Here is a 22,952-nt window from a genome sequence, read left to right as displayed (position 1 = left end):
TGAAGCGAGAGGGGCGGCGCGGGAAACCCCGCCTCTCTCGCTGGTTCAAAACCCCTTAGCTCACAGGAGTATTCAATGTCTGGTCTGCGTATCTTCGAGACTGACCCTGGCAGCATGCCTAAGCCTCGTTTTCAGGATGACATCGTTGGGCGGTTCCGTTCCGGCCGCCTGGTTGGTAAGCGTCCGCAGGCGCTCGCTACTTGGCGGGTGACGACCGGTGATCCGACGGTTGCGGGTGCTGTCGCTCAGCTCATGGGCGGTACAGCGGAGGAGTGGGAGACCTCTGGCGAGGACTCCACGGAGGTCATTACCGATGCGGAGCGCGTCAAGGTAGTTATTGACGGGCCGGATGCCATCAGGGCTTCGATGGTCCTTTGGGGGCGACAGGGCCCGATTCATGAGTGTGATGGGCGGTTCTTCCTGAGCCTGGAGGAGGACAAGGGGAAGGCTTGCGGTTGCCCGGAACTTCTCGCCGATCGCAAGGCGGCGGCTCGGGCAGAGCGTGGCCCTTCTCCGAACATTCGAGTCGCGTTCCGCCTTGCGGATGATGTGGAGTTGGGCAAGTTCCGGTTTGTGTCGTCCTCTTGGGAACTCGTGAAGGTTCTTCACGAGATTGAGGATGCGCTAGAGCGCGTTGGCGGTCCCGCGCTGTGTGAACTGGGCCTTGAGGCTGTGGAGTTCGTGACCAAGACCGGACAGGCCGTGTCGTATCGGAAGCCGGTCATCAAGGTCATCAAGGCATTCAACGATGCGATTGCGGATGACCCGTACGCGGACGACGCGCCGTTCTAGTAACTGTGCTGCGGTTGCACGGTAGTTGAAGTGGTGCCGGGGGCAAGGGTCGAAAACGACGCTTGCCCCCGGTCGTAGAGAGATGAGATCAGGGATGAACGAGGCTGCGCTTAAGCACCTGAAGACTGTTGATGACCTGCTGATCAAGCTTCAGCAAGACGTGCCCGGTATTGGCTGGACGGCCGACGCGTTTGAGGCTCGCGTCTCGCTGGCCTATCTCTACGGCCGACTGGGGCTCATGCATCCGCAGGTTGGGGAGCGTGGCGGCCGGTGAGTTGGACTTACATTCCCGGTTCGTTGCTGCGAGAACTTCAGGAGAGAGAAGAGAAGATGCGAGACCTTGAGAACGAACTTCACCCGTCCACGGGTACAGGCAACAGCGCCGCTCGGCTACATGACGGCAAGATTCGGGCTATCCGTGCTGCTGCTGATGCGGGCGCTAGTTACTCCGGTCTCGCTGCCGCGTTCGGCGTGAGCGTTCGGACGATTCGCCACGCATGCCAGCGAACGACGTGGAGGCATGTGCGGTGACTCGTCACATCATGAAGAAGAGTGCTCCCGCGCTGGGTGACATCGCGAAGTGCGGGCCGGGGGACGTGATCGTGTTCACGTCGGATGCGCGGGAGCGTGAGGACTTTGTTCGCTACTGGGCTGCTGCTGGTGTGGCTATGTACCGGGGTGCCCGGGTAACGGGGGTGGGGCTTTGAAGGGTTGGCAAGCGGTGCGCGGAATCGTGCCTGAGCTTCTAGTGGTTCTGGCGGGTGTTGGCACGCTTCGGCTTGTTGGCTGGGAGTTCTGGCCGTACCTACTCGGCTACGTGGTCGCGTCTGTGGCGCGTGAAGTGAGGGAGTGGGGGCGGCATGAGTGCAGCTAGGAAGAGGCTTGGAACGGCCTTTGAATCAGCGGTCCGTGAGTACCTGAACGAGGGACTCACGGACCGTCGCCATATGGCCTTCCGGAAGGCTCAGACGGGTTACCGGGATACCGGCGACGTCGATGCCTGGCCCTTCACGATCGAGGCGAAAAATCATCGAGAGATCAACCTAGCGTCGTTCGTGGACCAGGCGGAACGGGAAGCCGAGGCGGCCGACACGCCCTTTGGTGCCGCTGTGGTCAAGAGGCGCGGTAAGGGTGCGGGGGCGGCCTACGTCGTCATGTCGCTGGAGCAGTTCCGCAAGCTGCGCGCTGTGGTGCTGGGGATTGAACCCCTATAGGGCTAAAGGGAGATTAGGCGTGCACTTCGGTTCCATCATGGCGCGGTTTAAGGGGATCGAGAACCACAGCGACGGGGGTTACCTGGCGCTGTGCTCCGCGCACAATGACTCGCGTCCCTCGCTCCGAATATGGCGCGGGGACGATAACAAGGTGAGGCTTACGTGTCGGGCCGGGTGCCTTACTGCTGATGTGGTTAAGGCCGTGGGGCTGAGTATGTCTGATCTGTTCAATGCGACCGGAGAAGGGCGTACGGTGTCGTCGGCCCCGGCCGCTGTTGTTGGTCCGGCGCAGGTTGCTGCGCTGCGCATGTACGTGGATGAGATGGCGGGCCGACTCTGGGACTTCTCCCCGGGGTCGGCCCCTGGCCGCGATTACCTTGCGCGGTTCGGTCTCACGGATGATCAGGCAGCCGAGCTTGAGCTGGGATACGACGACGGCGCGACCGGTTCGACGTTCCCCTATGTGACTCGGGCGTTCACGAAGTACCCGCGCCTAGTCGTGCCGTTTCGTGACTTCACGGGTATCGTGCGGGGGTTGCAGGGGCGTGACGTGACGGGTAAGTGTCTCGTCCGCTGGTGCAGCCTAGGGAACCCTGATGGTCTCGTGTGGCAGAAGTACGGGTACTTCCAGGCGGGTTCTGGATTTGACCAGATCCTGATCTGTGAGGGCCCGTCTGATGCGCTGACGGCCGTTGGTGTGGGCTATGACGCTATCGCGGTTCGGGGTGCTGGTCTGGCTCGCTCTGAGTCACTGGTGCGTGAACTGGTAGATGGCCTGCGTGGGCGTGTAGTGATTCTCGCTGGGGATAACGATACGGCGGGGGAGACGTTCACGGCGGATCTGACTCGCTCGCTGCGAGCGGCAGGTATCACGGTTCGACTTCTCGATATCCCGAAGCAGTTCGGGGACTTGAATGCGTGGCGCGCGGATGATCCGGAGCGCTTCACGGCCAAGCTTCACGCTGCCGTTCGTTCGGCTCGTGAGCCTGAGCAAGAGTCGAATTCGTCGCTTGATCTGGCTGAGCGTACGGGTGCGGCTGTCGTCTCCTCTGATGAGGGGTCGGAAGCGGCTCGCATGCTTGACAAGTTGATTGAGCGGTACGGCGATTCGGATGCGATGAACGCGCATGCGCTCGTTGCATGGACGGAGGGCCGGATCAAGTACGCCCCGGGTCTCGGCTACATGGTGTGGAACGGGACTGTGTGGCAATCGTCCGAGGTGAAGGTTCGGCAAGAGATTCACCGCATGGGGGCGGCTCTGCTTGTCGCCGGGAAGACGGATAAGGCTAAGCCGTTCACTATGACTACTCGCATTGACAATCTCATGACCGAACTTCGATCGGTGCCAAACGTGCATGTTGCGGCGGCGGAGTTCGATGCGCAGCCGGATCTGCTGAGCTTCCGGAATGGCGTGGTTGAACTGCGCACGGGGACACTCCGCCCGCACCGTAAAGAGGACATGCTCACGGTGACGCTGCCGTTCAACTACGAGGCGGGCGCGCAGTGTCCACGGTGGGAAGCGTTCCTAGCTGAGATCATGCCTGGCATGCCTGAGATGCCCGCGTACCTGCGGCGTTTGATCGGCTACGGGATTACGGGGTACACGACTGAACAGTGTTTCGCTGTGCTGCTGGGTAAGGGCGCTAACGGCAAGTCGGTTCTTACGGATGCGATCACGGACGTGTTCGGGCAGATCACTAAGACGACCCCGTTCGACACTTTCGAGGAAAAGAAGGGCGGCGGCATCCCGAATGACATTGCCGCGCTGAGAGATGCCCGACTCGTTATGGCGAGTGAGGGTGAAGCGGGTAAGCCCATGTCGGAGTCGGTCATTAAGCGGCTGACGGGTAAGGACAAGGTGACAGCCCGGTTTCTCCGGCAAGAGTTCTTCACGTTTCAACCCACATTCCTCATCATGCTCGCCACGAACCACCGTCCGGCGTTCAAGGGGCAGGATGATGGATTGTGGCGAAGGGTGAAGCTGATACCTTTCAATCGCTATTTCGCCCCCCACGAGCGTGATTACGACCTCGGGGACAAGCTACTTTCGGAGCGCGCCGGTATCGTCGCATGGGCCGTTCGTGGGGCTGTCGAGTGGTTCGCCGGGGGACTGCAAGACCCTGAAGTCGTACGGGCGGCAACGAAGAACTATCGAGAAACCTCGGACGCGCTGTTTGAGTTCTTCCCTGGCGTGCTAGTCAAGGGCGAGGATTCGGACGTTGTTCCGGCACAAGAGGCGTTCAACTTGTATCTCGAATGGTGCGAGGAGAACAACCTTCCACTCAAGGAACGGTGGACGAAGCGCGCGTTCCTTGCAGCGATGGATGAACGAGGAGTGCCACGCACCCGCCGCAACTCCGGCATGGTGTTGGTTGGCGTGAAGATAGCCGGTGTGGCCACCGGTCCCGCTGGGCCGGGAATCTTTAGCGGAGAGTAAGAAGCAACCCCCAAGGGGGCAAGAGTCATTTTCGACTCTTGCCCCCTTTTGCATGCCTGGAGAGAGGCAAGATGATCCGCCGAGTAATGACAGTTGACGGCGAGCACGTGTATTACAGCGTGTGTGAGCGGCTGGACGACCTTTGGGAGTTCCGGAGGTGGATTGCGGATATGGTCGATTCCGGTTGCCCCGTTGGGTCGGACAGCGAGACGAGTGGTCTCGATTGGTATTCGCCCACGTTCCGTGTTCGCCTATGGCAATTCGGTACAGAGCGCGCGGCATGGGTCGTTCCAGTCGAGTTGGGCCCGCAGTTCATGGAAGCCGTAGCGTGGGCGCTTCGGGTGCTTCCGAATCTCGTCTACCAGAACGGGACCTTTGATGCACTCGTCGCTGACCGGCACCTCGGGGTACCGATCGAAGAGCACATGCCCAAGATTACGGATACCCGCATTGTCGCCCACTTGACGGATTCTCGGCAGGACTTCGAGGGGGGTGTTGGGCTGACGCTGAAGAGCCTTGCAGCTCACTACGTAGACCCGACGGCGGAGGACCCCCAGAAGGCTCTACAGGCGGAGTTCAGGGCGGCCGGGGGTAATCAGTCAACCGGGTGGAGTCTTATAGATCTCTTCAACCCCGAGTATTTGCGCTATGCGGCCCTTGATCCGGTGCTGTGCGTGCGACTGCTCCCGAGGCTGTTGGAACGATTCCACGCCGAGGGTGGACGCGAAGCGCTGATCCCGTACGAGCATCAGCTAGCCGTGGTGTGCGCGAAGATTCGGCGACGGGGAATGCGGGTCGATCCGGAATACACTTCCGGGCTCGTCGGCAGACTGGTCAATCAGAAGAACAAGTACGAGACCCTTGCGGCCCGCTATGGCGTTGTGTCGGTTAACTCTCCGAAGCAAGTAGCGGAAGCCTTGATGGCGATGGGGGAGCGGCTAACGGAGCGTACAGCCGGGGGAGCGGTTGCGGTGGGCAAGGAGGTCTTGTTGCCTCTCGCGGACCTTGACGGCAATTGGGAGCGGCTGAACACCCGCAAGCCGAACCCTCTCGCTGATGCGGTGTTGCGGGCGAAGCGCGCTGGTAAGTGGTCTACCTCGTACGCGGAAGCGATGTTGACGAACCGTGATGCTGCCGACCGGGTACACCCGGACTTGAACCCTCTCGGGGCTCAGACGGGGCGTGCGGCTGTTTCGAATCCTCCGCTTCAGCAACTCCCTTCTAAGGGGTGGATGATCCGCCGTTGCGTGGTGGCTGATCCGGGAGAAGTGTATTTCTCTGTTGACCAGGCGGCGGTAGAGCTGCGTGTATTGGCGGCCCTTTCGGGTGAGCAGAAGATGAAACAGGCTATCGCTGACGGTAAGGATCTTCACGGGTTCGCCGCAGAGATGATGTTCGGGCCCGACTTCACTAAGCCTCAGCGCACGTTGGCCAAGATCGCCGGTCTTGGTACGGCCTATCAGGGCGGGGCGGCAACGCTGGCTAAGCAGACAGGACAGCCTGTTGACGTTATGCGGGACACACTGAACCGGTACAACCGGGCGTTTCCGGGAATCCGTCGTTGGGCGAACTGGATGCAACGAGCTGCGATGACTGACGGGGCGGTGTTGACGACGGTTACAGGTCGGCGGCTGCACCTAGATCGCGATCGCCTCTACAAGGTTGTTGCGTATGCCTGTCAGTCCACGGCGCGGGACACCATGGGCCGGGCCCTTATTGAGATGGACGATCGGGGCCTCACTCCCTATCTCACTGGGTGGATTCATGACGAAGTAGTTGGAACGGCCCCGCGAGAGTCGGCACAGGAGATTGCCGAGGAATGCGCCGAGGCTATGCGCATGGATCTTTTGGGTGTGCCTCTCGATACGGATTGCGAAGTGACCGGCCCTAGCTGGGCTGATGGTTACGGATTGCCGCAAGAATGGGCATACGGTGCCAATCAGTGACGAGATCATGTCATTGGTTGAAAATGTGGCGGTTGCGAACAAGATCGAAATTCCTTGCGATACGGACATAGGGATGATTGGATCTCATTCCAGCGGGGGAACCTGCCAGGAGACGGGGGATGAACGGGGATGACGGTTAAGCCATGCGGGGACTGTAGAGATCTACTGCCATTGGCGCGCTTTCCAAAGCATGTGCGGAGCGCGGATGGTCGCACGGGACGCTGTCGCGTCTGTACGGCCGTGCGGAGGAAGAGGGCCCGTAACCCCGCCAGAGAGCGTGAACGTCGCTTGTGGACCGCCTACGGCATCACAGGGGACGAGTACCGGGCCATGGGTGCCCGGCAGTGTTGGCGGTGCCTGGTGTGCGGAGAGCGGGCCCCGAAGGGGGTTCGTCTCGTCGTGGACCATGATCACGCGACCGGGCGCGTTCGCGGGCTGCTGCACTCGGAGTGCAATGCGGCCCTTGGGCTACTGCGTGACCGGCCGGATTGGCTGGAGCGCGCCGCACGGTACGTATCTCGTCACGCTGAGCCGAGAACGCAGGTCGGCGACGTGTGTTGATCGTCACCAGGGGCAAGAGTCGAATTCGGCCCTTGCCCCGTGATCGCCTCGTAACTTCGCAGGTCAGACCCTCATTCATAGGTAGGAGATCAACGTAACGAATCGTTGCGTTTACCGTGTGTGAGTTTGCCTCTCCTTGGTGTGGTCGGGTTGTGTCTTGATCATCAAGAACGCCGAACGCACAGCTTGGGAGGTGTAGGCATGCGCCGAGGCAGCAACCGGAGCGTCACTCACGAGACCCGTCGTGCGCTGTTCCGCCTGCGCTTCCGTGCGTTCGTCAAGGTCGATACCGAGACCCTTCGTGGCTTCGCTGAGACGCTTGGTCTCAACTTTGCTGAGGTGTCAAGGCGTATCTACCGATGGTGCGCCCGCGTGGTGCTCCCGTGGCTCAAACGCCCGTTGCGCCTGTCTCGCCGCGTTGACCTCATTCGAAAGATCATGTCTGCGCGGGCCCTTGAGGCGCTATGCGTGCGCCTGCCGAGTGACAACGGCATTTTTGCACGCCTCTTGCCACACCATTCCGCCGCTTAAGGCGGCGTAGCGGCATCACATCAACCTAGGCACCCGCTAGCGGTGTCGCAGGTCGGTTGCCCCTGCCCGTCTCGCTGACGGCGCAGGGGCATCGCTGTATCCAGCCATATCCCCGCCCGGCCAACCCGCCGTTCGGGGACTTCGGCATGCCCTCATGTGGCTTCGCCATGCCCTTTTTCGGTTCCGGCCGGGCTGTACCCCACCCCGAGTCCCCCTTTCCGGAACCGAACGAAAGGCATTCCCATGAGTGCAAACGACCTGATCGAAGCTGCACAGCAGGGCGACCGTGAAGCTATTGAAGCGATACTGCGTGAGCTTGAGACGATGACGGATTACCTGGCAATCGACCGGGCGAAGCGCATGCCGGGCGGTAACGATTCGCTCGAAGATCTCAAGCAGGAATCACGACTTGCCATATGGCGCGCCATCAAGGACTACACCCCGGGGGAGGGGGCGTTCACTACCTACGCCTATGACGTGGCGTATCGCCGCGTTCAGGATGAGTCGCTACGGGCGCAGGCCCCGGGCATAGCTAAGAGTGCGGCAGCGGCCTACGCCGGAGCGCTGGGGCGTAACAAGGGTGACCATGATGAAGCTGTGGCGGAACTGACGGCCCTTGCGGACTCTAAGCGTCGGTTCTCTGCTGAGCAGGCGGAGCACGTGCGCAGGGCCTTTGAGGGCACTGTTTCGATGGACACACCGGGTACGGGTGTCTACGACGCGGGGGCGGCTGTAGGTGTGCCCGTCGATTCCCCCTTGGGACGGGATGCAGGCATGTATAACTTCGGGGCGCTCGTTCAGGAATCCACGGAAAGCACGGACCCGAGTGTTTGGGCCGAGTCGCAAGGCGACTTGCCGGACCACATGTGTTACCCGCTCGATCTGTCGCGTGACGCGATACGGGCGAAGGGCGTGCAGACGACCGGCGGCAAGGACATGGCTAACCCTGTCGCACCCCGCAAGGGCCGCGCTGACCGAACGGACTTCAACCAGCGAATAGGGCAGGGCAAGGGAGAGGCGAAGGACGGACAGGGCGCGCTCATTGACCGGGATGCGGAAGCAGAGACCCGGGCCCGGTACCTGGGGGCCGTTCAGGTAAAGGCGGCCATCGTACTTGACCTCATGTCGCCTAGCGAGCGACAGGTATTGGAACTTGCCTACGGCATTGGTGGGGCTTCTCCGCTGCTGAATGACAAGGGTTCGCCTGATCTGCATGCAATCGCCGAAGCGCTGGGGAAGACGCACAACACGGTGAACGTGACCTTGAAGCGTGCACGGGCTAAGGCCCGTAAGGCGCGCGAGGCTGGAGAGATCTAAGGCGGCCATGCCGACCGGGGCCCGGTATACGGCCGGGCCCCGTACGACTCACAGGAAGAGTACGGAAAGTGACTAACCATCTGACGCCGGAGGATGCCGCGCTTGCAGGCATGTCGGTTCTGGACGGTCCCGATTGGACCGAATGGGATGGCGACAAGTGGGAGGCGGGGGACGATGAGCTCTAAGGCGGAACGGTTTCAATGCACGCAGGACGAGGGCGATTACCTCACTGTGCGCGGGGATTCGGATGGAGAGTTCGAGTTCACAATTCGGGAAGGTATGGGGTCCCCTCGGATCGTTTACCTGAGTGCTGCGGATGCGGTTACGTTGGCCGAGAATCTTCGGGACCTTGTGGAAGTTGCGCGGACGAAAGAGTTTGAGTCGGGTAGGGAGCGTGCGCGAGAGGCGTTCAACGAGACGTTCCCTGGTGTCGGGGAGGGTGCGGGCAAGCATCGGCGGGCAACGGAAGAAATGTCGTCCCCGTCGAACGTTCCGGCCGTTCCGACGTTCCGAGACGTGATGTTGCCCAACTCTTCTCGGTCGGCGAGTCATGAGCGTCACTACCTGCGGGCGGTGGAGTTGCTGAAGAGCGGCCCGTATTCCTACTCTCACGGTGCGGCTGTTGAGCTGGCTCGGTTCCTGGCTGAATCTGAGATGGGGGAGCGGTGAGGACGGTCTACGGCGCGCTGAACTCGAAAGGGCTTGCCATCCCTGCTGTCACTCCGGATGGTCTGGCGTGCGTGGAGGTGACGGCTTGTCGCCCGACGGGCAGCGGGACGGTTCTGGTTCTGGATTACCGTGCGGCTCGCGCACTGTCTGAGGCCCTGGCCTGCGCTGCCGAGGAGTCCGTACGGCTCGCATCAGACTTTAGGGCCAGTCCTTAGGGGTGAGATGAGGGGGGTGAAGTTGTGGCAAGGGTCGAATTCGACGCTTGCTAAGTTCCGCGCCCCCTTGCTACGTTGCTCCCGTTGACACGGCGAAAGTGGAGATGTGATGGAGTCGGTAACCCCGCAAGACACGTACGCGCACATCGTTGGGGCGTTCGCGTTCGCTCACTCATGGTGGGACGTGGACAGCGTGGAAGGTGCGGTTCACCCCATTGATGATGTAGCCGATGACTGGAAGGTTTCCGGGTTCGCGGATGACCCGTACGGCGAAGAGGGTGCGTTTGAATACGCCTTTGAGTTGACTCACGCGGACGTGATGCGGGCGCTTCGGATCTGCGCAGACAAGGACCAGCGACAAGCTAAGTACGTCAGTGAGCTGTGTTCGAAGGAGTCCCTTCGAATGCTGCTGGGCAACGCTGACGGGTGTGACTTCGATGCGAAGAGGGCGGATGAGGTAGTACAGGTTGCCGTATTTGGCAAGGTGCATTACGGCTGATCCGTGAAGTTTGGGCCCGCTTCCTTGGGGGCGGGCCCTTTTGCTTGTGGTCATGATCACTTTGCGGTGATTTGGTGAACCCTTTAGCTATGTGCAAGGGTCAAGGGGTTGCAAAGACCGGGGCACCCCGCCCCGTGGAGAGGTGGAGACGTGAAGGTAAAGAAGATCACGGGTCTGGCGGTTCCACTCGTGGCCGTTGGGGCGTTGGCTCTTACGGCGTGTGGCTCTGATGCGGAAGGGAAGTCGTCCGGCGCGCCCGCCGCATCCTCCAATCCGGCTACTGACAGCCCAGCAATGGGCAAGCCTTCGGGTGACCTGCCACAGGAGAAGGGGGAGAAGGGGTTTGTTTCGTACGAGATAGGGGAGTTCTCTGCTTCCTGCGAGTTTGGAACTTGCAACTCAAAGCGCATGATCACGCTCAAGAACAAGTCAAACGGTGACCGTAAGATCATGCTGTCATGGAAGGGCTTCGACAAGAACGGCGTTCGGGTGTACGAGGGCACGAACTTCGTTGATCTCTCAGGAGGGGAGACGGCCCGGGAGGAGCTTGGCGCTTCCGACATGAACAAGCCCGATAACAAGATAACGAAGATCACTCTCACTGAGTTCAAGATCAAGAAGGACATTAAGTGATGGCCGAGGAGTATACGAACCTCCGGGCGCGAGCAGACGTAACCTCATGGCTCACCAGACCAAAGGATGGGGTGTCTAACGAGGAACTTCTTCAGGTTCGTAAGGATCTTTGGCGTGACTGGTGTAGCGGTTCCGGTGGTCGAGGTGAAGCCGTTACGGCCGTAACTGTGGCTCTAGCGCTGGGAGCGGCCTTGTCCGAGCGGGGGCTAGGGCTGGAGTAGTGGCATAGCCGTGCGGCGGGCAAGAGTCATTTTCGACTCTTGCCCGCTTTTTCGTTGCCATGGTGACCCCATGCGCTATCCGGCATGAGCCGAATGTTTCGCATGAGGTAAGGCTGAATGGTCGCATGGTGAGCGAAGCACTCACCCCCTGTTCTGTCGGCCTAGCGTCGAATTCGACTCTTGCCGCCAAACGGACTAACCCCCCTATCGCTCAAGTGGGCGGCAGGGGGTTATTTTCGTTTATCCTTGATTATTTGAGGCAGGCGGGCACCGTGGATAAACGCAACATTAGTATCACCTTTGAGGGGCAATACGCCGACGGAACGGACGTATGGCATGGATTGCCTCACATGTCCCCAAAGGGGCCCGCTGAAGCGCTGGAGGATGTGCGCAGCGCTGATGAGTTGTACACGGCCACGTATCGGCTTACGGCGTTTCTGTGTCGCGCCTACCGAAAGTGGAATGCCGGCCGAGGCAATGTGGAACGCACGTATGACTATCTACGCGTTACTGTCCGTCGTCTCGATACGGGGGCAATGGTGGCGTATTGCGTGGTCCGTCGAGACGCTGCCGGTATCTGGGAGTAAACGGGGGAGACGTGGGTTACTGACGATCCATCAGACATTAACTATTTCAATAGTTAGCCTAAGTAATCATATCGAGTCACGGGACGAGCCCCCGGCCGAAATGGTCGGGGGCTCGCAGCGTTTGAGGGTGTGTCAGGACTCGTCGCGTATGCGCGTCACCAGCGCGTCTACCTGAACGCCTAGCTCGTCCAGGCCCCCGCCGTTGTGCAACCGGAAATCGGCCGCATCTGGGCCCAGGTGCTCACCCTCCCGACTGTCAAGCTCGGGCACGCCCTCACGGGTCATGTAGACCATGCGCAACCCCTCTGCCCGCAGCGCCTTGACCTCCTCTATCAGGCGCACGTCAGTAACCACCACGGGCCCGCTGACGGCCCGAATCGCCCTCACGGCGGCATCGGTCCACACGTCCTCGCCGAGGACGGTAGCGACCCCGTCAACGGACATCTTCCACAGGAACCGCCGCACCTCTGGAAAGGTGTCCTTGGCGTACTCCCACCCGTACCGCTCAACGGTCTTGGCGAGCCTGACGGGTTCGCCCGCGTTCTTGGACCACCCGATGATGGGGTCTGCTCCGAGGGCCGCGCGCTTGATCGGATCGGCGATCGAAACCCTGGTGAACCCGTGTCGCTGGATCAGGTGATCAGCGGCGCTGTCCTTGCCGACCCGGGGTCGGCCGATGATCCCAACTCCGCGCACGTTCAGACCTCGTACTCGTATCCGATGGTGAACCGGGGTGGAAGGCACCACTCCCCGTAGGTGATCAAGCCTTGGTTGTCTGACCACTCGTGAGCCCCAGCGAGAATCATGGAGTGGGGTGGCAACCCGAGGAGGTTCGCCTCCCGTTCGTCTGCGGCCCGCGAATGCGCAGCATCCCGGCCACTGGTCGCCCGTCGGCCGGTGTGTTCCTCGATCTGAGACAGCACCTGATCGGCCTTGCCCGGGGCGGTGGAGAGGATATCCGGCACGGCCGCGAACTGCGCCGGGTACCAGTCCACGGCCAACATGAGTCGCTGACTGCCCCGGCCGGTGACGTACTCGCGCCTGATCACCTGGTCTCCGGGGTCAAGGTCGAACAGCTCACTCACGTACAGCGGCGGAACGACCAGCTCGGCCGCTGTGACGCGGGCAGTCTCACCCGTGGCGAACAGAGAACCGGTCCGCAGGACCCGGGCTAGCCGATCACGGGGCGCTGCACCGCCCGGCGGGTGCTCTGCAACGAACGTTCCTCGGTGGCTGATTGAGATGTACCCCTCAGTCTTCAACCAGCCCATAGCGTTCCGAACGGTGGCCGTGGCGACGTTGTGCTCCTCCGCAAGTTCCTTGACGGTCGGCAACTTCTCCCGGGGCGATAGCACGCCATCCCTGATCTGTTGCCGGTAGTGCTCCGCGATGCGCTCGTAAGGGTGCATGCAAATGAGGTTCCCACCTTCGAGCTAGTTCACTCAAGTACCTTGCGGCGGCAAGCTAGTTGACTCTACCTTCGAGCTAGCTCAATACTCATAGCGATCACATGACCACAGCGGACCGCGCATCAGTGCGGAGAAGGTCGCTGTACGCCGAGGCCCCCGAACCCGGCAGTGCATCCGCCCGTCTCCGCCTCTGCGCAAGAAGGGCGCAACTGTGAGCCGGGCAGTGAAGATTGAACCCAACACCAGCCTCAGACCGTGGGACTACGTGACGTACGCTCCGCCGGGTAACACCTGCCCCAGGTGTCAGGGGCGGATCGGCGACTTAGAGCCGGTCCGGCGGCGTGACCAGGAACAGCAGTCCCGGGGAACTCTCGTGGTTTACACGCACGTTGAGTGCCTGAACGGCGGTTCGAACCGTGGGTGAGTCGAGAGTCTTCCGCTACGCCGAATGGGACTTCGTGCACCAGGCGGACAGTCACTCACACTTTTCCGCCCTGTGCATCTCGGCCCCTGGCGACTGCTCGGCCTTCTCGGGTCTGCACCCGACCCTGAAAGCCCGTGAGCAGTGGATGGCGACCCACGTCCAGGCGACGGGGCACACAACGTTCCGGCGCAGCATGGGGGACGTGTGCAAGGCCATCCCGCCCGAGGGAGCGATCATCGCGGGTGAGGTAGTCAAGGCGCTGCCTGCCCCGGAGGAAGCCCGCCCTCACCCCTGAAGCGTCCGCCCCGGTGGCAACGGAGTGGGGACTCATCAGCACCGGGGCGGACTGTTCGGCACAACTCCAAAGAGCTACAACCGAGGGGACCATCATGCCCGACGGGTAAGACCAGGGCGGGGAAGGGGCAGGCCAGCAGCCGCACGTCCGGCGACGACACCCCCACCCGCACCTAGAACCCCCGCCCGGTCACCGGGACGTCACGGAAGCGGCGGCCGGGCGGGTCATCAGGTCATGCCCTACAAGCGGTAGGAAGAAGGCCAGTTGCGGGAGGGGCGATTCTGACGCCAGAGTGCCACCATGAGCGACAGCTACCGCCCATATACCCCGCAAAAACCGCCAGTTCGGTGCATCAAGTGCTTTGACACCTCCGTGATCCTGTCCGAGGCCAAACACCCCGACACGGGGCGGCTCTTCTGGCGGTTCACCTGCCTGGACTGCCGTATTGCGTGGCCCCAGGACCAGCACGGAGGCGCACCCGACGAATACGAGTGAGTCAAAGAGGTGAGTGTGATGAAACGTCTGTACACGGCAATTCGATCCGCCCTCATCCTGCGCAACTCAAGTTGTAGCAACTGTGGTAGTTGCAGCGTCGTCACGTACGACGGCAAGACGTACACATGCCTGGACTGTCAAAACAGTTGGACTGTGGGCTGACTGTCTGGGAGAACCCCGTCCGGTCGCCTGCGTGACGGTGGCGGCCGGACGGGTCGCACGGCAACTACATCAGAGCCGAGACAGGAAGCGAGAACGCCATGGGCAAGAAGGGCGGAGACCACTCCGGCAAGCCCGACACGGCCGGTAGTGACGGCCACCGGGACAGGCCCCCGGGGCCGACGAAGCCGTACGAGCCTCCGAAGAAGTGAGGCGGACGAATGACCAACCAGCGGGACCTAGTTGAAAGCCTGGCGGGGGAGGGGCTGTTACCCGCCGAATGGCGAGACGCGGTGGCATCGGTAGACCGGGCACTGTTCATTCCCGAGGTGTTCGAGGGAGGCGACTTCCACGCCGATCCTGAAGCCTGGATACAAGCCATCTACCGTGACGCCCCGATCATCACCCAAATCAACGACGGCAAGAGCACGCCTGAAGGGGAGTTCCGCCTTTCAACGTCGTCATCCTCGATGCCGTCCGTGATGCTCGAAATGCTCACCCTGCTCAAGGTGCATGACGGGCACACCGTGTTGGAGGTCGGCACGGGGACCGGGTACAACGCGGCATGGCTGGCGCACCGCCTAGGCGAACACCGTGTGTTCTCAGTGGAGTTGGATCCCACACTCGCGGCCACAGCGAGGAAGAACCTCAAGTACGCAGGGTTCTTCCCCACGGTGATAGTCGGTAACGGGCACGACGGCTACCCCGGGGGAGCGCCGTACAACCGGATCATCTGCACCTGCACCATGCGGAAGATTCCCCGTGCGTGGCTGGAGCAGTGCCCTAACGGGCGGATCGTCACCCCGTGGGGGAGTAGCTTCTTCAGCGGCTCATACGTCTCGCTGAGCGTGGTGGACGGGGAGGCGCAAGGAACGTTCTCCGGGTACCCCTGCTTCATGTGGGACCGCACCCAACGGGCCGGGGCCGCACGCATCTCCGACCTGTACCACGGGGAGACGGGCCAGCAAGGCGCGACCGAGATTCCGCCTCAGAACGTCATTCAGGACGATCCGGCGTTCTTCATCAGCCTCAACGTCACTGACGCTTGGTATCAGTGGTGCGAAGCTGACGACGGCAGCGAGGAAGCCACCTTGTGGTTCTTCGCCGACGACGGCAAGTCGTGGGCCACGGTCGAATACGTGCCGAACGCCGACACGTACGAAGTTGAACAGTTCGGTCCACGGGCACTCTGGGATGAAGTGCGAGCCGCGTTCCTGAAGTGGCACGACCTAGGGAAACCGCAGCGAACCCGGTTCGGCCTTACTGCCGATCCCAGCGGCCATCGCGTGTGGCTGGACGATCCACACAACGTCATCGGCTGACAAGCAGTACCTAAGGGCCCTTCTCCGAACATGGGGAGGGGCCCTTTCGTATGCTCGGGGGCATGTTGGAATCCAAAGTTCTAGCGATCATGACTTGCACTGCCTGCCGCGCGGGATTCATGGCGTGCCCCGACTGCGTATCGACCGTGTTCATCGACCCTGAGACGGGGATCGCGCCGGACGTGGCACGCGGCCCGGACGGCGAGCCCATGCGGATCGTGCCGTCGCCCGAAGCAGTGGCCCGCCGCGTGCGCGAACCCCTGTGTGACGAGTGCGTGCAAGCCCACAACCGCGATGCGCTCGTACGCTCCGAGGGGCAAGCCCCCGCCGAGACGTGGGTTGCCCGGCACCGCAGGGCTCACGCATGACCATGAGGTACACGTGGGTGTTCACGTGGACACCAGAGATCTCCGAGGGCGAGGGAACCGCCGAGAAGGCCACAGACGCCCGCCTGAAGCTCGAAGCGGAGCTAAAGGCCCACCTGGACGGTATGGACGATGCGGAGGAGCGTGCAGAGGCGTACAGCGCTTTCATGCCCGCGATGGGGGTCTGGCTCGTCGGCACGGCGGCACGGACGGTGAAGCAGGGGAGGAGTGCCTCGTTCAACGGGAACGGGGTTCGCGTCCGTGTGACACCGGTCGGCAAGTAGCCGGAACTAGTAAGGCCCGCCTCTGAGTTGAGACGGGCCTTTGCCGTTCCTACCTGCCTATTCGCTAGTATGGGGTGTGGGCAGCTTTCCCAGGTCTGCCACTCCAGGAACGTGATCAGCCACAGCGAGAAGCACACCCCGAGCGCCGGCACCACCGGCATGCCCGGCGTGCGGAACGTCCGCGGCAGCTCCGGGCGCTTGTAGCGCAGCACGATCACCGAGACGCACACCACCACGAACGCCAACAGGATGCCGATGTTGGTCAGTTCGGCGGCCTCCCCGATCGGCAGGAAGCCGGCGATCAGCCCGGCGGCGACCCCGACGATCCAGGTGACCCGGACCGGCACGTGGCGGGTGGCGCTGGTCTTGGCGAACCACTTCGGCAGCAGCCCGTCCCGGCTCATCGAGAACCAGACCCGGGTCACCCCCAGCATGAAGGTGAACATCACGGTCAGGATGCCGATGATCGCGCCGACCGCGATCACGTTCGCCAGCGCGTCCAGGCCGACCGACTTGAAGGCGGTCGAGAAGCCGCTCTCCGGGTCGATGTGCCGGTAGTCCTGCATGCCCGTCAACACCAGGCAGGCCAGCACGTACAGCACCATCGAGAGGGCCAGCGAGTACATGATCGCCCTGGGCATGTGGCGCTGCGCGTCCCGGGACTCCTCGGCCGCGGTGCTCATCGCGTCGTAGCCGAAGACCGCGAAGAAGACGGTGGCCGCGCCGGTGAACGCGCCGCCCACCCCGAACGGGAAGAACGGCCGGTAGTTGGCGGTGTCGATGTGGAGGAAGCCCACCCCGACCACCAGCAGCACCACCAGCACCTTCAGCCCGACCACGATCGTCTCGAAGCGCGCGGCGTTCTTGATGCCCAGGGTCAGCAGATAGGCGATCAACAGGCAGAGCACCGAGGCGAAGAGGTCCACCCGGTGCCCGGGGCCGGTGCCGGGCGCGCCGAGCATCCAGGCCGGCAGCCGCAGCCCCAACTCGCCGAGCAGGAAGGAGAAGTAGCCGGAGATGCCGATCGCCACCACCGCGACGATCGCGGTGTACTCCAGCAGCAGGTCCCAGCCGATGAACCAGCCGGCGAGCTCGCCGAGCACCGCGTAGCCGTAGGTGTAGGCCGAGCCCGCCTTCGGGATCAGCCCGGCGAACTCGGCGTAGGAGAAGGCCGCGGCGGCGCTGGCCACGCCCGCGATGAGGAAGGAGACCAGGACCGCGGGGCCGGCCTTCTCGTGCGCGACGGTGCCGGCCAGGGTGAAGATGCCGGCGCCGATGATGCCGCCGACGCCGATCGCGGTGAGCTGCCACAGCCCCAGCTCGCGGGTGAGTTGCTGGGCGGCGCCGCCCTCCGGCTCCTCGATGTGCTCGATGGGCTTGCGGCGCCATACGCCCTGACCCGCTCGCAACAGGCGTGCCATGGATGACCCTCCGTACGCTCGGTGCGTTCCGTCGTGGTGCGACGGCGGATCATCATGGACTGCCGGCGACGCCGGACGAAGGCGGCGCGGCGGCGGGGGAGCCAATCGGCCCCGGGGGTGCCTAGTCGGTGTCCTCCAGCCGGAAGCCGACCTTCAGACCGACCTGGTAGTGGTCGATCCGGCCCTCGACGATGTGGCCGCGGACCTGCGTGATCTCGAACCAGTCGAGGTTGCGCAGGGTGCCCGAGGCGCGCCTGATGCCGTTCTGGATCGCGGCGTCCACGCTCTGCTGGGACGTCCCCACGATCTCGGTCACGCGGTACGTGCGGTCGGTCACGGTGGTCTCCCTCGCCGGGGCGGCGCTCCGCCCGTCCACCCTCCACCGTGCCTCAGCCCGGCCCGGCCCACCAGCGGAGCCGGACCGGGCCGGCCGGGGGCCTACGGCACGACCGTGACCGGCCACCGCCCGGCCTTGACCAGCCGCACCGCGACCGACCCCATGATGCGGTGCCCGGCCGACTCCGAGGCGCCGACCACCACCGCGTCCGCCTTCAGCTCGTCGGCCATCTGCACCATGCCGTTGTACGGGTCGCCGCGCAGGGTGTGGAACTCCCACCGCAGGTGGTATATCCCGTCGATCCGCTCGGTGGCCTCGCGGATCTCGGCCATCAGCTCCTCGGCGACCTCGTTGGTGGCGTCCATCACCGGCGCGCCCATCGCGGCGCCGGTCGCCAGCACCGGCTGGACGTAGACCATCACCAGCTTCGACCCCTGCCGCCTGGCCAGTCCGGCCGCGTACGCCGCGGCGCGCCAGGACGAGTCGGAGCCGTCGACGCCGACGACGATGACCTTCGGGCCGTCCGTTCCGCGCTCGAACGGCGCGGCTGCTTTGTCCTCCACACCCGCGAGGTTATCCGTACACGCGTGCTGTCGGGTTCAGGGGCCGGGGGGTTGGGCGCCACCGGCCTCCGACGTGGCGGGCGCGGGCGGCCAGCGGTCCGGGTCGAGCACCCCCAGCACGTACGCCCTGGCGACCAGCGCGGTGCGGCCCTGGACGCGCCAGCGGCGGGCCAGCCGGGTCAGGTGGTAGTTCACCCCGTCCACGGTCAGCCCCAGGGCGCCGCCGATCGCCGCGGTGGTCGCGCCGCCCGCCGCCAGCGCCAGGATCCGGGCCTCGACGGGGCTGGTGGCGGCGCGCGGCGCGGGCGGCGGGGCGGTGGCCGCGGACCCGGTCTCCTCCCGCAACAGGGCCAGCAGCGCCGGCGGTTCGGCGGACGGGTCGCCGACCGGATCGATCGTCAGCTCCCCGTGCCGCTCCGGTTCCCCGGGCGCGGTCCGCCAGCGCACCTGCACCGGATAGCGGGACCGGCGGCCCAGCCGCAGCGCCTCCATGATCCGGACGATCTGCGCCGGGTCGCGGGGCCGGAAGAGGTCCAGCAGGTTGCGGCCGCGGAGTTGGCCGGGGACCGCGCCCCACTGCGCGGCCATCGCCGGATTGGCGATCAGCACCGCACCGTCGGCCCGGCACACCGCGATCGGGGTGGGGATGCGGTCCAGCAGCATCACGAAGTAGTCCCGGAACGGGCTCACCGCGGCCGGCGCGGGCGGGCCCGCCGCCTCCGTACCCCCGTCGTCCCCCGTCGCCCCGCCCGTCGCCCTGTCCATCGCCCGGTTTCCGCCCTTTCTCCGGTGCTGGGGCCCGTCCTTGCCCATCCCCGCCGCGGGCGCAAGGGTGCCGGGCGAGGAACCACTGCACAATCATGCAGTTCGCCGGGTAAGGGACGGTCATTGGGCCGGTCACGCTGGAGTCATGACCGACACCATCGCGCCCCAGACGGGCGACCGCGCCACCGCCGCCGCGAGCCTCCCGGTCGCCGACCTGACGACGACCGGGATCAGCAACACGCCCATTCAGCAGGCCATGGAGCTGGCCCGGGTCCACGGCCCGGCGTACCTGCGCAAGTTCGGCGCCCGCGAGACGCTGTTCCTCTCCTCCCTCGACCTGGTCACCGAGGTCTCCGACGAGACCCGCTTCGCCAAGGGCGTCTCGGTGGTCCTGGAGGACGTCCGGGAGTTCGCCGGTGACGGTCTGTTCACCGCCTACAACGAGGAGCCGAACTGGGCCCGGGCCCACGAGGTCCTGATGCCGGCCTTCGCGCTGGGCTCGATGCGGACGTACCACCCGGCGATGCTGAGGGTCGCCCGCCGGGTGACGGCGGCCTGGGACCGACGGCTGGCCGAGGGCCGCCCGGTCGAGGTCGCCGAGGACATGACCCGGATGACGCTGGACACCATCGGACTGGCCGGATTCGGCTTCGACTTCGCGTCGTTCTCCCGGGACACCCCGCACCCCTTCGTCGAGGCGATGGTCCGCTGCCTCCAGTGGAGCATGACCAAGTTCTCCCGCCCGCCCGGCGGCGACCACTTTGCCGCCGACGCGGCGTTCCGCGCGGACGCCGACTACCTCGCCTCCGTCGTCGACGAGGTGATCGCCGCCCGCACGGCCGGCGGGGAGTGTCGCGACGACGACCTGCTGGGGCTGATGCTCGCCGCCACGGAGGCCGGCGGCGCGGCCCAGGGGCCGGTCCTGGACCTCGCCAACATCCGCAACCAGGTCATCACCTTCCTGATCGCCGGCCACGAAACCACCTCCGGCGCCCTCTCGTTCGCCCTGTACCACCTGCTGAAGGACCCGCTCGCGCTGCGGCTGGCGCAGCGCGAGGCGGACGAGCTGTGGGGCGACGACCCGGACCCGGACCCCACCTTCGAGGACATCGGCAGGCTCCCCTTCACCCGCCAGGTCCTCAACGAGGCGCTGCGGCTGTGGCCCACCGCCGCCGCCTTCACCCGCCAGGCCCGCACCGACACCGTCCTCGGCGGCCGCTATCCGGTCGCCGCCGGCCAACTGGTCACCGTGCTCACGCCGATGCTGCACCGCGACCCGGTCTGGGGCGACAACCCCGACGCGTTCGACCCGTTCCGCTTCACCCCGGAGGCCGAGGCGGCCCGCTCCCCACACGCCTACAAGCCGTTCGGCACCGGTGAACGCGCCTGCATCGGACGGCAGTTCGCGCTGCACGAGGCCACCATGCTGCTGGCCCTGCTGGTGCACCGCTACCGGCTGGTCGACCACGCCGACTACCGGCTCCGCATCAAGGAGACCCTCACCCTCAAGCCCGACGGCTTCACCCTCGCCCTGGCCCCGCGCACCCCCGCCGACCGGGCCGCGGTCCGCGCCGCGCTCGCCGTGCTGCCCGGCGGCCCGACCGACCGGGGCACCCCCGGTGCCGCGCCCGACGACGGCCTGCCCACCCGCGTCCCGCAGGACACCGGGCTGCTCCTGCTGCACGGCAGCAACTACGGCACCTGCCGGGAGTTCGCCGAGCGGCTCGCCGACGAGGCCACCGGTCTGGGCTTCGCCCCCGAGGTCGCGCCGCTGGACGCGCACGCCGGCGGCCTGCCCACCGACCGCCCGGTCGTCCTCGTCGCGGCCTCCTACAACGGCCAACCGACGGACGACGCCGCCGCGTTCACCGCCTGGCTCACCGCGGCACCCGAGGGATCCACCACCGGCGTCCACTTCGCCGTGCTGGGCGTCGGCGACCGCAACTGGGCCGCCACCTACCAGCAGGTCCCCACCCTCCTCGACGACCGGCTGGCCGCGCTCGGCGGCGAGCGGCTGCTGCCCCGCGCCGAGGCCGACGCCTCCGGCGAACTGACCACCGCCGTCACCCGGTTCGCCGCCGCGCTCCGCACCGAGCTGCTGACCCGCTACGGCGACCCGGCGACCGCCGGTGCCACCGACGGCGCCGGGAGCGAGGCCGCCGACCCCGGCTACGCCGTCACCGAGCTCACCGGCGGCCCGCTCGACGCGCTCGCCGCCCGCCACGACCTCGTCCCGATGGTCGTCACCGAGGCGCACGACCTGACCGCCGAGGGCTGGCCGCGCCCCAAGCGCTTCCTGCGGCTGGCCCTCCCCGACGGCGTCACCTACCGCACCGCCGACCACCTCGCCGTGCTGCCGGTCAACACCCCCGAGGCGGTGGACCGCGCCGCCCGGGCGCTCGGCGTCGACCTCGACACCGTGCTGTCGCTCCGCCCGCCCACGGGCCGCCCGACCCGCGCCACCCTCCCCGTCGACCGCCCCCTGACGGTGCGCCAACTACTCACCTATCACGTGGAGTTGGGCGCACGTGCCGGCCGCGGGCAGATGGCGCTGCTCGCCGCGCACAACCCCTGCCCGCCCGAGCGGCACGCCCTGGAACGCCTCCCCGAGGACGATCCGCGCACCGTCGTCGAGCTGATCGAGGCGCACCCGGCGCTGCGCGGCGCGCTGCCCTGGCCGGCGGTGCTGGAACTGCTGCCCCCGCTGCGCCCGCGGCACTACTCGCTGTCCTCGTCACCCGCCGCCGACCCCCGGCACGCGGAACTGATGGTCTCGCTGCTGCCCGGCGGCACCGGCTCCACATATCTGCACACCCTGCGCCCCGGTGACGTCCTGCTGGCCCGGGTCCAGCCGTGCCGGGAGGCGTTCCGGCTCGACCCGGCCGACGACGCCCCGGTCGTCATGGTCGCCGCCGGCACCGGGCTGGCGCCGTTCCGCGGCGCCGTCGCCGACCGCGTCGCTACCGGTCAACGGGGCCCGGCGCGGCTCTACTTCGGCTGTGACGACCGCGACGGCGACTTCCTGCACGCCGCCGAGTTCGCCGCCGCCGAGCGGGCCGGCGCGGTCACCGTCCACCCCGTCTTCAGCGCCCGCCCCGAGAACGGCCACCGCTTCGTCCAGCACCGGATCGCGGCCGAGGCCGAGGAGGTGTGGGAGCTGCTGCGGGCCGGCGCCCGGGTCTTCGTCTGCGGCGACGGCAGCCGGATGGCGCCCGGCGTGCGGGACGCCTTCCGCGCGGTGCACCGGGCCGCCACCGGCGCCTCGGAGCAGGAGTCCGAGGCGTGGCTGCGCGAACTGACCGCCGCCGGCCGCTACATCGAGGACGTCTACGCGGCCGGCTGACACACGGTCACACCCCGGCGGGGGGGGGGGGGGGGGCCCCCCCCCCCCCCCCCCCCCCCCCCCCCCCCACCCCCCCCACCCCCCCCCCCCCCCCCCCCCCCCCCCCCCCACCCCCCCCCCCCCCCCCCCCCCCCCCCCCGCCGCCGCC

At 65.4% G+C, this 22,952-nt stretch carries 17 protein-coding genes and 1 pseudogene; 12 read left to right on the top strand and 6 right to left on the bottom strand.

Going from position 1 to position 22,952, the window contains the following annotated elements; translation table 11 throughout:
• Positions 1-75 precede the first annotated feature (75 nt).
• The 9 genes from ACIQU6_RS07485 to ACIQU6_RS07445 all read left to right on the top strand — a co-directional run bounded on the left by ACIQU6_RS07485 (position 76) and on the right by ACIQU6_RS07445 (position 10,814).
• Positions 76-792, top strand: coding sequence for a hypothetical protein (locus ACIQU6_RS07485; RefSeq protein WP_403480684.1), 717 nt, complete (start codon positions 76-78; stop codon positions 790-792).
• Positions 793-886: 94 nt separating this feature from the next.
• Positions 887-1,066 (top strand): hypothetical protein, encoded by a 180-nt coding sequence (locus ACIQU6_RS07480; RefSeq protein ID WP_403480683.1) that lies wholly within the window; start codon positions 887-889, stop codon positions 1,064-1,066.
• Positions 1,067-1,652: 586 nt separating this feature from the next.
• Positions 1,653-2,006 (top strand): hypothetical protein, encoded by a 354-nt coding sequence (locus ACIQU6_RS07475; RefSeq protein WP_403480682.1) that lies wholly within the window; start codon positions 1,653-1,655, stop codon positions 2,004-2,006.
• Positions 2,007-2,220: 214 nt separating this feature from the next.
• On the top strand, positions 2,221-4,443 hold the full coding sequence (locus ACIQU6_RS07470; RefSeq protein ID WP_403480681.1) for a phage/plasmid primase, P4 family: 2,223 nt from the start codon (positions 2,221-2,223) through the stop codon (positions 4,441-4,443).
• An 86-nt stretch (positions 4,444-4,529) separates the two neighbouring features.
• Positions 4,530-6,389: a DNA polymerase gene (locus ACIQU6_RS07465; protein ID WP_403480680.1), complete on the top strand. Its 1,860-nt coding sequence runs from the start codon at positions 4,530-4,532 to the stop codon at positions 6,387-6,389.
• Positions 6,390-6,518: 129 nt separating this feature from the next.
• The gene (locus tag ACIQU6_RS07460; RefSeq protein ID WP_403480679.1) at positions 6,519-6,950 is read left to right on the top strand and encodes an endonuclease VII domain-containing protein; all 432 of its coding nucleotides are present in this window, start codon (positions 6,519-6,521) and stop codon (positions 6,948-6,950) included.
• A gap of 774 nt (positions 6,951-7,724) precedes the next feature.
• Entirely contained in the window at positions 7,725-8,798 is a 1,074-nt protein-coding gene (locus tag ACIQU6_RS07455) for a helix-turn-helix domain-containing protein (RefSeq protein WP_403480678.1), read from the top strand.
• A gap of 993 nt (positions 8,799-9,791) precedes the next feature.
• Entirely contained in the window at positions 9,792-10,181 is a 390-nt protein-coding gene (locus ACIQU6_RS07450; protein WP_403480677.1) for a hypothetical protein, read from the top strand.
• A 150-nt stretch (positions 10,182-10,331) separates the two neighbouring features.
• Positions 10,332-10,814: a hypothetical protein gene (locus ACIQU6_RS07445; RefSeq protein WP_403480676.1), complete on the top strand. Its 483-nt coding sequence runs from the start codon at positions 10,332-10,334 to the stop codon at positions 10,812-10,814.
• A gap of 940 nt (positions 10,815-11,754) precedes the next feature.
• On the opposite strand, the gene ACIQU6_RS07440 is transcribed toward ACIQU6_RS07445, so the two are convergent.
• Positions 11,755-12,318, bottom strand: coding sequence for a hypothetical protein (locus ACIQU6_RS07440; RefSeq protein WP_403480675.1), 564 nt, complete (start codon positions 12,316-12,318; stop codon positions 11,755-11,757).
• Positions 12,319-12,320: 2 nt separating this feature from the next.
• Positions 12,321-13,031 carry a GntR family transcriptional regulator gene (locus ACIQU6_RS07435; protein ID WP_403480674.1) on the bottom strand — a complete coding sequence of 237 codons (711 nt, stop codon included), beginning with the start codon at positions 13,029-13,031 and terminating at the stop codon, positions 12,321-12,323.
• Positions 13,032-14,050: 1,019 nt separating this feature from the next.
• On the opposite strand from ACIQU6_RS07435, the gene ACIQU6_RS07430 reads away from it, so the two are divergent.
• Together ACIQU6_RS07430 and ACIQU6_RS07425 are read left to right on the top strand one after the other, a co-directional pair.
• The gene (locus ACIQU6_RS07430) at positions 14,051-14,245 is read left to right on the top strand and encodes a hypothetical protein (protein ID WP_403480673.1); all 195 of its coding nucleotides are present in this window, start codon (positions 14,051-14,053) and stop codon (positions 14,243-14,245) included.
• Between the two features lie 380 nt (positions 14,246-14,625).
• Complete coding sequence (locus ACIQU6_RS07425; protein ID WP_403480672.1) at positions 14,626-15,726, top strand: methyltransferase domain-containing protein; 1,101 nt, start codon at positions 14,626-14,628, stop codon at positions 15,724-15,726.
• A 738-nt stretch (positions 15,727-16,464) separates the two neighbouring features.
• Here ACIQU6_RS07425 and ACIQU6_RS07420 read toward each other — a convergent pair.
• From ACIQU6_RS07420 to ACIQU6_RS07405, 4 genes and pseudogenes are all read right to left on the bottom strand, one after another.
• Positions 16,465-17,796, bottom strand: a pseudogene (locus ACIQU6_RS07420) (amino acid permease); the annotation flags it as partial.
• Between the two features lie 121 nt (positions 17,797-17,917).
• On the bottom strand, positions 17,918-18,133 hold the full coding sequence (locus tag ACIQU6_RS07415; RefSeq protein ID WP_403480671.1) for a dodecin: 216 nt from the start codon (positions 18,131-18,133) through the stop codon (positions 17,918-17,920).
• 101 nt (positions 18,134-18,234) lie between these two features.
• Positions 18,235-18,696, bottom strand: coding sequence for a universal stress protein (locus ACIQU6_RS07410; protein WP_403480670.1), 462 nt, complete (start codon positions 18,694-18,696; stop codon positions 18,235-18,237).
• A 36-nt stretch (positions 18,697-18,732) separates the two neighbouring features.
• Positions 18,733-19,461 carry a PAS domain-containing protein gene (locus ACIQU6_RS07405; RefSeq protein WP_403480669.1) on the bottom strand — a complete coding sequence of 243 codons (729 nt, stop codon included), beginning with the start codon at positions 19,459-19,461 and terminating at the stop codon, positions 18,733-18,735.
• Between the two features lie 145 nt (positions 19,462-19,606).
• Here ACIQU6_RS07405 and ACIQU6_RS07400 point away from each other — a divergent pair, with 145 nt between their 5' ends.
• Entirely contained in the window at positions 19,607-22,804 is a 3,198-nt protein-coding gene (locus ACIQU6_RS07400) for a cytochrome P450 (protein WP_403480668.1), read from the top strand.
• The last annotated feature ends 148 nt before the right edge of the window (positions 22,805-22,952 follow it).

This window comes from Streptomyces sp. NPDC090442 (genome assembly GCF_044769405.1).
Classification (GTDB): Bacteria; Actinomycetota; Actinomycetes; order Streptomycetales; family Streptomycetaceae; genus Streptomyces.
Note: the sequence above shows the minus strand (reverse complement) of the source record. Positions and strands in the feature narration are given on the sequence as shown.